At 41.3% G+C, this 1,633-nt stretch carries 2 protein-coding genes; both read left to right on the top strand.

Annotated elements, in window-relative coordinates; all coding sequences use genetic code 11:
• A partial coding sequence (locus tag PSN35_RS07600; RefSeq protein ID WP_300031680.1) for an Ig-like domain-containing protein occupies positions 1-860 on the top strand: 860 nt, incomplete at its 5' end.
• A gap of 67 nt (positions 861-927) precedes the next feature.
• The coding region (locus PSN35_RS07595) for a hypothetical protein (protein ID WP_300031678.1) at positions 928-1,633 on the top strand (706 nt) is incomplete at its 3' end.

The following is a 1,633-nucleotide window of genomic DNA, read 5'->3' as shown; positions in this document are numbered from 1 at the left end:
GCAAAGACAGCGTTCTCGACACCGCTGGCAATACTGCTACCAGTGATATTGATTTTGATGCTCTACCCCAATTTTCCCCAGTAGCAGAATCGACCATTAATGGCGCACAACATATTGATGTTCGATCACCTATCGTATTAACCTTCTCAGAAAGCGTATCGGTAGGCACAGGCAACATCATCATCACTGACTTGAACACAAATGGTCAAGGTTGGAAAAATGATTCAAGCGACAACACTCAAACCATCGATGTGACCAGCTCAATGGTCACTATTGCAGGCAATATTGTCACCATTAACCCTGAGTTTGACTTTGATTTGGCTACTAATTATGAAATCACCTTCGCTGCGGGCACCTTTACCGGTGATACGTCAGGGCAAGACTCCATTGCTGTGGAGTCGGGTGATTTTACCTTTACTACTGTCACCCCTAAAACAGACAATGTAGGTCAAGAATCCAAAATACAAGTTGCAGGCACCGATGCATTGGTGGCTAGCAATTACTGGATAGATGGACATCAATCCGATCCAACTAAAGCTCCGATACAAGTCGATGCAAGTGCCAAGGATATTGCAGTTGCCTATTCACTAAATTATCGTGGTCTTGTAGATGAAGATGGGCATATCCAGTTGGATGGCGTTACAGATATAAACGATATCATCTATGGAGATGTAAGCCCCAATCTAACGGGCGATCTAGATACTTACGGTTGGGTTCCGAATCCTGCCGCTAAAGTTATAGGCAGTGATGCTGGTAGTTTCGGCGCTAGAACCATTTATGCTGATACAGTGGGTAATTACTATATTTACAGTGATGAGACATTGTTTACAGAGGGATCAGGTCAAGTTTTTTACGGTTAGAGCAATATTTTTTGCTTTCAAAGACTAGAAGAAAAATTTATTTAAAAAATATAAAAGGAGATTTATTATGAGTTCAACAAAATATTTCATTACTAATGCAAATGGCTTTTTTATCAATTGGTATTCACCTCTATTAGGTATAGAAACAAGAGGGCAGTTGCTAAGTGCAGCTGGTGGTCTTGGCGATGATGCCGTTTATGTGGGTGAAGGAACAACAGTTGATGCCACTGGCCTGACGGCCACCGCTGGTAATGATGTTATTTACCTAACGGGCGATTTTGATGACTACACACAAAGTAATCAAGGTCCGACTTATACGTTAACTAGAGAGGTGGTTGTTAATGGTGAAACATTTACAGAATCAGTAAAATTTATTGCCTCTAATGGCGATAAAATTGTTTTTGCAGATGGCTCTCTTGCAATTGGTTTTAGTGATTTACCGAATTTTCCAGCACTGGATGCTAACAATTTAGATAGAACTGAAACAACGCCGCCCAACCCTTTGGATAGTAGCATTCCTGCGGTAGTTGGTGATGATGCTACTAAAGTATTTATTACAGATTCTTCTGGCGTGAATATTGCGGCTGGTATACGCGGCTCTGTTTTTACTGTTGCCGGTGGTACTGGTGATGATACGGTTTATGTTGGCGTAGGAACAATTGTTAATGCTGCTGGACTGACCTCAACAACTGGTAATGACTCCATTTATCTAGAAGGTCAATTTTCTGATTACTCTCAAAGTAATGTAGGCCCTACTTATACCATGAGCAGAG

The sequence above is a fragment of the Candidatus Thioglobus sp. genome (genome assembly GCF_028599055.1).
Lineage (GTDB): Bacteria > Pseudomonadota > Gammaproteobacteria > PS1 > Pseudothioglobaceae > Thioglobus_A.
This window is presented reverse-complemented; position numbering and strand designations above follow the sequence as displayed.